7 protein-coding genes are annotated in these 7,297 nt (G+C 74.4%); 4 read left to right on the top strand and 3 right to left on the bottom strand.

Features of this window, described 5'->3' with window-relative positions:
* Together ACFV4F_RS32725 and ACFV4F_RS32720 are read left to right on the top strand one after the other, a co-directional pair.
* Window positions 1-1,104 (top strand): alpha/beta hydrolase family protein (locus ACFV4F_RS32725; protein ID WP_380508009.1); only part of this gene is annotated, 1,104 nt, incomplete at its 5' end.
* 201 nt (window positions 1,105-1,305) lie between these two features.
* Entirely contained in the window at window positions 1,306-2,973 is a 1,668-nt protein-coding gene (locus ACFV4F_RS32720) for a phospholipase (protein ID WP_380508006.1), read from the top strand.
* Between the two features lie 7 nt (window positions 2,974-2,980).
* On the opposite strand, the gene ACFV4F_RS32715 is transcribed toward ACFV4F_RS32720, so the two are convergent.
* Complete coding sequence (locus tag ACFV4F_RS32715; protein ID WP_380508003.1) at window positions 2,981-3,952, bottom strand: ArsR/SmtB family transcription factor; 972 nt, start codon at window positions 3,950-3,952, stop codon at window positions 2,981-2,983.
* 156 nt (window positions 3,953-4,108) lie between these two features.
* Here ACFV4F_RS32715 and ACFV4F_RS32710 point away from each other — a divergent pair, with 156 nt between their 5' ends.
* A complete protein-coding gene (locus tag ACFV4F_RS32710; RefSeq protein WP_380495718.1) occupies window positions 4,109-4,672 on the top strand; it encodes a hypothetical protein in 564 nt (187 codons plus the stop codon).
* 15 nt (window positions 4,673-4,687) lie between these two features.
* On the opposite strand, the gene ACFV4F_RS32705 is transcribed toward ACFV4F_RS32710, so the two are convergent.
* Both ACFV4F_RS32705 and ACFV4F_RS32700 read right to left on the bottom strand, forming a co-directional pair.
* Window positions 4,688-6,130, bottom strand: a complete 1,443-nt coding sequence (locus ACFV4F_RS32705) for a WGR domain-containing protein (protein WP_380495716.1) — start codon at window positions 6,128-6,130, stop codon at window positions 4,688-4,690.
* Between the two features lie 143 nt (window positions 6,131-6,273).
* A complete protein-coding gene (locus tag ACFV4F_RS32700) occupies window positions 6,274-6,939 on the bottom strand; it encodes a TetR/AcrR family transcriptional regulator (protein ID WP_380441448.1) in 666 nt (221 codons plus the stop codon).
* Between the two features lie 118 nt (window positions 6,940-7,057).
* Between ACFV4F_RS32700 and ACFV4F_RS32695 the strand changes: the two genes are divergently transcribed.
* On the top strand, window positions 7,058-7,297 hold a 240-nt coding region (locus ACFV4F_RS32695; protein ID WP_380508000.1), incomplete at its 3' end, for an NAD(P)H-binding protein.

Genomic DNA, 7,297 nt, shown 5'->3' with positions numbered 1-7,297 from the left:
CCCTTTGTGTATACGCGCCCGGCCCCGGGGCGGCTGACGGGGCCCGCGCCCCCCGGGCCGCACCGGGGGGGCCCGGTGCGGCTGCACCTGGTCGACCGGTCGCGACCGGACGCCATCGCCGGGCCGGGGAAGTTCCGCGAGCTGATGGCCACCGTCTGGTACCCGGCGCGGGACGTCGAGCGGTACCCGGTGGCGCCCTGGATGCCGGCCGGCGCGCTCAAGGCGCTCCTCTCCGACGTCGGGGTCGCCCTCGATCCCGCGCTGGCGCCGCTCACTTCGGGCCACACGGGCGCCCCGGTGCGGCGGTCGGGCCGGCGGCTGCCCGTCGTCGTGTACGCGCACGGCGCGCACAGCCACCAGGGCGACCACACGATCATGGTCCAGGAACTCGCGAGCCACGGGTACGCGGTCATCACGGTCGCCCACGCCTACGACTCGTTCACGGAGTTCCCCGACGGCCGGATCGCCGTCCCCATGGGCGGCCCGAACACGCCCACGGCTCCGGGCGACTTCGCCGCCGACCTGCGCTTCCTCCTCGACTGCGCCGAGCAGCTCGCCGCCGGGTGCAATCCGGACGTCGACGGGCGGGAGCTGCCGAAGGGGCTGCTCGGCTCCCTCGACCCGCAGCGCATGGGCGCGTTCGGCTGGTCGAAGGGCGGCACGGCCACCGCGTGCGCCACCCTCACGGACCGGCGCATCCGGGCCGGGCTGAGCCTCGACGGCCCGATGCAGATGCGCCCGGCGTTGAGCGGCGATCTGGACCGGCCGTTCATGATGATGACCGCCGAGTTCACCCGGGCCACCGATCCCACCGCCGAGCAGTTCTGGGAGCACCTGCGCGGCTGGCGGCTCAACATCCAGGCCCAGGGCGCCCTCCACTCCTCCTACGGCGACAGCCAGGCGCTGTACCCGCAGGTGGCGCAGCTGCTCGGCTGGACCCCGCAGCAGCTCCAGGACGTGATCGGCACCCTCGATCCGGACGAGGCCGTACGGATCCAGCAGGCGTACCCGCTCGCGTTCTTCGACGAGCACCTGCGCCACCGCGGCGGGCACCTGCTCGACGGGCCGTCGCGCGACTTCCCGGCGGTGACGTACCTGCCGTGAGGCGGTGGACGGCGGCGCCCCGGACGGGCGCCGCCGTCCTGCGTGTGGCCGTCCTGCGTGTGGCCGTCCTGCGCATCGCCGTCCGGTGCATGGCCGAAAGCCGCGCCTTGATGGGGTCCTGACACGCGATAGGGTTAAATTAAGGTAATTTTACGGGGTCAACCGGGTGAATATCACCGGACCCTCGTGAAGGACTCGCACATGCACCGCCACCGTCCCACCCTTTCCCTCCGCCGGACCGCCGCCTCGGCGCTCGCGCTCACCGCCGCCCTCGGCGTCCTGACCGCGACCCCCGCCGTCGCCGAATCCGCCCCAGTCCCGGCCCCCGCGCCCGCACAGCCCGGCGCCACCCCGTACCTCGACGCCGTCGAGGCGACCCTGCGTCAGGTCTCGCCCGGCCTGGACGGATCCGTCTGGCAGCGCACCGCCGGCAACCGGCTCGACGCCCCGGCCGACGACCCGGGCGCCTGGCTGCTCCAGACCCCCGGCTGCTGGGGCGACCCGTCCTGCACCGACCGGCCCGGCACCCGCCGCCTGCTCGACAAGATGCGCGAGAACATCTCCCGCGCCACCCGCACCGTCGACATATCCACCCTCGCGCCCTTCCCGGACGGCGCCTTCCAGGACGCCATCGCGGCCGGCCTGAAGGCCTCCGTCGCCGCCGGGAACCGGCCGCACGTGCGGGTCCTGGCCGGCGCCGCACCGCTGCTGAACATCGGCGCCCTCCCGTCGAAGTACCGGGACGACCTGGTGGCCAGGCTCGGTGACGCCGCGTCGGCCGTCACGCTCGAAGTCGCCTCGATGACCACGTCGAAGACGGCCTTCTCCTGGAACCACTCCAAGCTGCTGGTCGTCGACGGACGGACCGTCATCACCGGTGGCATCAACAACTGGAAGAAGGACTACCTCGACACCGGCCACCCGGTCTCGGACGTCGACCTCGCGCTGAACGGGCCAGCCGCCGCCTCCGCCGGCGCCTACCTGGACACCCTGTGGGACTGGACCTGCCGCAACACCGGCACGTTCTCCGCCGCGTGGTTCGCCTCCACCGGCGGCACCCCGTGCACCCCCGACCTGGAGCAGCGGCTCAACCCGGCCGCCGAGGACGCGCCCGCGACCGGCGGCGTCCCGGTGATCGCCGTCGGCGGCCTCGGCGTCGGCATCCGCGCCTCCGACCCGGCCTCGGCGTACCGGCCCGGGGACCTCCCGGACCCCGCCGACGTGAAGTGCGGCCCGGTCGGCCTGCACGACAACACCAACGGGGACCGCGACTACGAGACCGTCAACCCGGAGGAGAACGCCCTGCGGGCGCTCGTCGGCGCCGCCGGCAGCCACATCGAGATCTCCCAGCAGGACCTCAACGGCACCTGCCCGCCCATGCCCCACTACGACGCCCGCCTCTACGACCTGCTCGCCGCCAAGCTGGCCGACGGCGTCAAGGTGCGCATCGTCGTCAGCGACCCGGCCAACCGCGGCGCGGTCGGCAGCGGCGGCTACTCGCAGATCAAGTCGCTGAACGAGATCAGCGACGTCCTCAAGGCCCGCCTGGCCGCCCGCCTCGGCGACCAGGGACAGGCCCGCACCGCCATGTGCCGCAACCTCCAGCTCGCGAGCTTCCGCGCCACCCCGGCCGCGACCTGGGCCGACGGCCACCCGTACGCCCTGCACCACAAGCTGGTCTCGGTCGACGGCTCGGCGTTCTACATCGGCTCCAAGAACCTCTACCCGGCCTGGCTCCAGGACTTCGGGTACGTCGTCGAGGACCGCGCGGCCGCCGGGCAGTTGGACGCGCAGCTCCTGTCGCCGCAGTGGCAGTATTCGCAGGCCACCGCGACGGTCGACTACGCGCGCGGGATCTGCAACGCCTGACACCGGGTCAAGGTGACAGCAGCCGGTGCCCCAGCCCCGTCCGGCTGTGGCGCACGGCCCGGCCGCTGCGGACGGTCGTCACCAGCCCGGCCCGGCGCAGCGCGCGGGCGTGTTCGGAGGCGGAGGCGAGGCTGATGCCGAGCTCCGCGGCGAGCTGGCTGGTGGTGGGCTCGCGGTCGGCCAGGCGCAGGACGGCCGCGCGGGTGCGGCCCAGCAGGGCGGCGATCGGGTCGTCCTGCGGGCCGCCGTCCGGCCCGCTCTCCGGGAGCAGCGGCAGCGGGGTGACGGCCGGGTAGACGAGCAGCGTGCCCAGTGGGTACGGGCCGGCCAGCGGGCCGCCGGTCCACTGCGCGGAGGGCATCAGCACGAGACCGGTGCCGCCCGGCCGGACGTCCACCTCGCGCTCGACGGGGATCTCCAGGACGCTGCCGCGCCACCGGCTGCCCGGGTGGAGGCCGGCGAGCATCCCGCGCAGGCCGTGTTCGCGCTGGACGCGGGCGCGCCAGGCGAGATCGGTGTCGAAGCCGGTGCGCAGGCGGGGCCAGACGGCGCCGACGAGGTCCGGGTAGGCGGCGCGCATGGCGCGTTCCAGGTACTGCCAGGCGTCCTGGTCCTGGTCGGCGAGGTGGCGCAGCAGGGTGGTGGCGGGCAGCCCGCCCTTGGTCGTGACGCGGGTCAGCTCGCGGCGCACGAGCGTGCCGGTCGAGCTGCGGACGGTCTCCAGGCCCTGGTCGAGGCCGTCGCTCGGCGGGTCGAGGAAGAGCGGACCGGCGCCGCTGGGCGGCACGAGCTGCCGCAGCGGGGCGACGGCGGCCCGGGCCCGGGGCGTGCTCAGCGAGCGGCGCCATCGGGCGAACCCCGGTCCGCCGTCGTGGCGTTGGAGCATCGCGACGGCGAGGCCGAGTTCCAGGAGCGGCGCCGGTCCGTCGGCGAAGCGGACGCCGAGCAGGTCCTCGGCGGTGAAGTGGATCCGCAGCACCGTGCCCCCTCCGCCGTCGTCGCGGCCTGGTCGGTTTCGGCCTCGGCCGAAAGCATCGCGGGCGACGCGTCCGCCGTTCGACGATAGCCACCGCGCCCCCCGCGGGGGAGGGGGCGCGCACCCCTCTCTCGTCCGTGACACGCCAGGAGGCCCGTCATGTCCCTGCCCGCTTTGTCCCTGCCCGTCATGTTCCTGCGCCGGGCCGCCCGACCGTTGGCCGTCGCCGCGGCGCTGGCCGCCGCACTGCTCACCGTGGCCCCGACCGCTCAGGCCCGCACGGGCGGTGACGACGGCTGGCAGCCGTACACGAGCGGCGACGAGGACTTCCCGGCCGGCGCGCTCTGCCCGTTCCACCTGCACATCGGGGTGCTGGTGGAGGGCGAGGAGACCAAGGTCGCCGCCCGCTACCCCGACGGCTCGCCGGCCGAGGTGCTGTGGCGCGGCCCGCTGGTGCTGCGCTACACCAACGTGGACAGCGGGCGCAGCGTCGACCGCGACCAGAGCGGCAAGGCCACCGAGTACAAGCTGCCCGACCACAGCGTCCTGTGGCTGATCCCGAAGGACTCGCACATCTCCGCCCGCGTCCGCGCCGGGAACCCGTACCACGCCCCCGGCGACTTCCTGTTCAGCGGCGGTGTGACGCTGCTGGTCCACCCGGACGGGCAGCCGCAGGTGCTGGTGCAGCACCGGGTGGAGAACCTCTGCGAGACGCTCGCGTGAGCGGCAAGTGGCCTTTCACAGCAAGCGCTTGATGTCCCCGCGGGCCCGGTAGAAGCCGCCGCCTGCGGACTCGTGGACCTCCGCGACGAGGTAGCGCGCCCCGGCCACCCGGACGTCCTTCGGGAACTGCACGCGCCAGGTCGGGTCGTACCCGGCCGACACGACGCGCACCCGCAGCCGGGCGCCGTCCTGCACGCACTCCACCTCCACGCCGCCGAAGCCCGCGCCCGCCGCGACCGTCTCCAGCGCCCGGCCCGGCAGCACGCGCTCGACGTCGGCGCCGCGCACCTCGGCCGTCCGCGGCAGGGTGCCGGCCTCGGCGGCGCCGATGGCGGCCTCGCTCGCGTCCAGGCAGGCCAGCGAGCCGTCGGTGGTCACCAGGTAGAGCCGGCCGTCGCGGTACTGCATGCTGTAGGCCGATCCGCAGCCGGTGGCGAGCTTCCACAGCCGGGTGCCGTCGGCGGCGAAGCAGTACACCGATGAGTGGTTGTCGCCGGCGAAGACGTACGCGCCGTCCGGCGAGGCCGCGCAGGAGAAGACGGCGGCGTCGCACCGGTAGGCCGCGACCTCGGCGCCGTCCGCCTTGCGCAGCCGGTGCACCCAGCCCCGGGAGGTGCCGGCGAACACGTCGTCGGCCACCTGCCAGCCGAACAGGACGGCGCCCTTGGTGTCGGCGTGCCACAGCTGGTCGCCGCCGCGGGAGGCGTAGCGGGCGACGCCGCGCGAGTGGCCGTGGTAGACGCCGTCGGCGTCGCAGCGCACCATCCAGCCGTCGCGGCCCTCGGCCTTGCGGCGCCACTGGAACTCGTCCTCGTGGTCGACCGTGGTCAGCCCGCCGCGCTCGTCGGCGACGCCGAGGACGCCGTCATGGATGTCCAGCCAGTAGATGTCGACGTCCTCGGCGATCTCGTAGGCGACGCGCGGCACCTTGCCGCCGAGGTCGTAGACCTTGCCGTCGTCGCAGCCCGCGTAGATCCACCAGTCGTCCGCGACGATGCACTTGACGCCGTCGGGCAGGCCGAAGCGGCCCGTCACCTCGCCGTCGTGGGTGAGCGTGTAGACGTCGCCGGCCTCGTTGCCGACCCAGGCGTGCTCCTCGCCGACGAAGATGCCGAAGGCGGGCGAGCCCGAGCGGAAGCGCCACAGCAGCGGCGCCTGGCGGGCGGTGGAACGGCTGCTGACGATCTGCCGCCGGGTGGTGGCGCGCCGCTGGCGCACGCCCTGCACGGCCGGGGCGTAGCCCTTGCGGACCTTCTCCCCCACCTTCTTGGCGGCGGCCGCGGCGGCCTTCTCCGGGCTCGGGTAGCTCGTCGCCTTCACCTGCCCGGCGTCGCCGATCCGCCCGTAGCGCACGGTCACGACGCAGTCGGCGACGCGCACCTCGTAGAACTTGTGCGCGGTGCCGGCGTCCTCCGACAGCTCCATGTACGTGACCTGCTCATCCACGGCGACGGGCACGGCGAACACCCCTTTCGGGCAACGGAGTTGGATTCCGTCGGCGGCCCGGACGCTGCGCCCGCCCGCCGACTCCCCAGAATCTAGGCGCTGCCACTGACAACGGGGCCTGACAGCGGGGCCTGACAACGGGTGGTGAGCCGGGGTCAGGCCCGCGGGGTGAGGCCGTCGAGGAGGGCGCGGACCGTCTCCGTCGCGAACTCCTCCGTCGTCGGCGGGAGCAACACGCCGGGCGGGGCCTCGTCGGCGTAGAAGACCTCCAGGAACGCCCGGTGGAAGCACGCGCCGATGAGGAGCAGCGCCGCCGCGTGCGGGTCGAGCGCGGCCGGGACGCGGCCGAGGCGCTGTTCGGCGGCCAGGTACTCGGCGAGGTGGACGCCGACCTGGTGCGGGCCGGCGTCGCCGAGCTTGCCGCGGTGGGCGGCGAGCAGTTCGGGGCTGGCGAGCAGGGAGCCGGCCATCGGGAACGACCGGCGGTAGAACGGGACGGCCACCCGGACCAGCGTCTCCAGGTGCTCACGGACGGTGCCTTGCCCTGCCTGGTCCGGCAGCTCGGCGACGGCGTCGGCGAGGCGGGGGGCGCGTTCGCGCAGGACCCGGACGAAGATCTCCTCCTTGTCCCGGAAGTGCTTGTACAGCGCCGCCTCCGAGCAGCCCGCCTCGCGCGCGATCTGCTTCGTCGTGGTGCGGGTGAGGCCCACGGTGGCGAGCAGCCGGGCGGCGGCGTCGAGCACCCGGGCCCGGGTGAGCGCCCCTCCGGTCAGGGGCTCGGCGCCCTCGTGCGTGCTCTCCGGCGTTCCCTCGCGCGTCATGGGCCCCAGCGTACCTTGACAGGTGGGTGAGCACTCACCCACCATCGAAGGAGAACGTAAGTGAGCACTCACCCACCCACACTCACCCATCCTCGCTCACCCACCCCTGGGAGGGGTCATGAAACTCACCGTCCTCGGCGCCACCGGAGGCATCGGGCGCCACCTCGTCCGCCTGGCCCTGGCCGACGGGCACCGCGTCACCGCCGCCGTCCGGGACCCGGCGCGCCTCCCCCTGCAGCACGAGCGGCTCACCGTCGTCACCGCGGACCGCCGCGGGCGGCCCCGGCGGGGGCACCGGGGGCTGGCTCGGGGAGGCCCTGGCCCAGCGGGGAGGTCGGCCCGCGCCCCCCGCCCACCA

The organism is Kitasatospora sp. NPDC059722 (assembly GCF_042733235.1).
Classification (GTDB): Bacteria; Actinomycetota; Actinomycetes; order Streptomycetales; family Streptomycetaceae; genus Kitasatospora.
Note: the sequence above shows the minus strand (reverse complement) of the source record. Positions and strands in the feature narration are given on the sequence as shown.

What these genes read in the sequence shown, in the direction of transcription:
- ACFV4F_RS32720 (WP_380508006.1), top strand. Translation starts at nt 1,306, where the DNA reads ATGCACCGCCACCGTCCCACCCTTTCCCTCCGCCGGACCGCCGCCTCG.
- ACFV4F_RS32710 (WP_380495718.1), top strand. Translation starts at nt 4,109, where the DNA reads ATGTCCCTGCCCGCTTTGTCCCTGCCCGTCATGTTCCTGCGCCGGGCC.
- ACFV4F_RS32700 (WP_380441448.1), bottom strand. Translation starts at nt 6,939, where the DNA reads ATGACGCGCGAGGGAACGCCGGAGAGCACGCACGAGGGCGCCGAGCCC.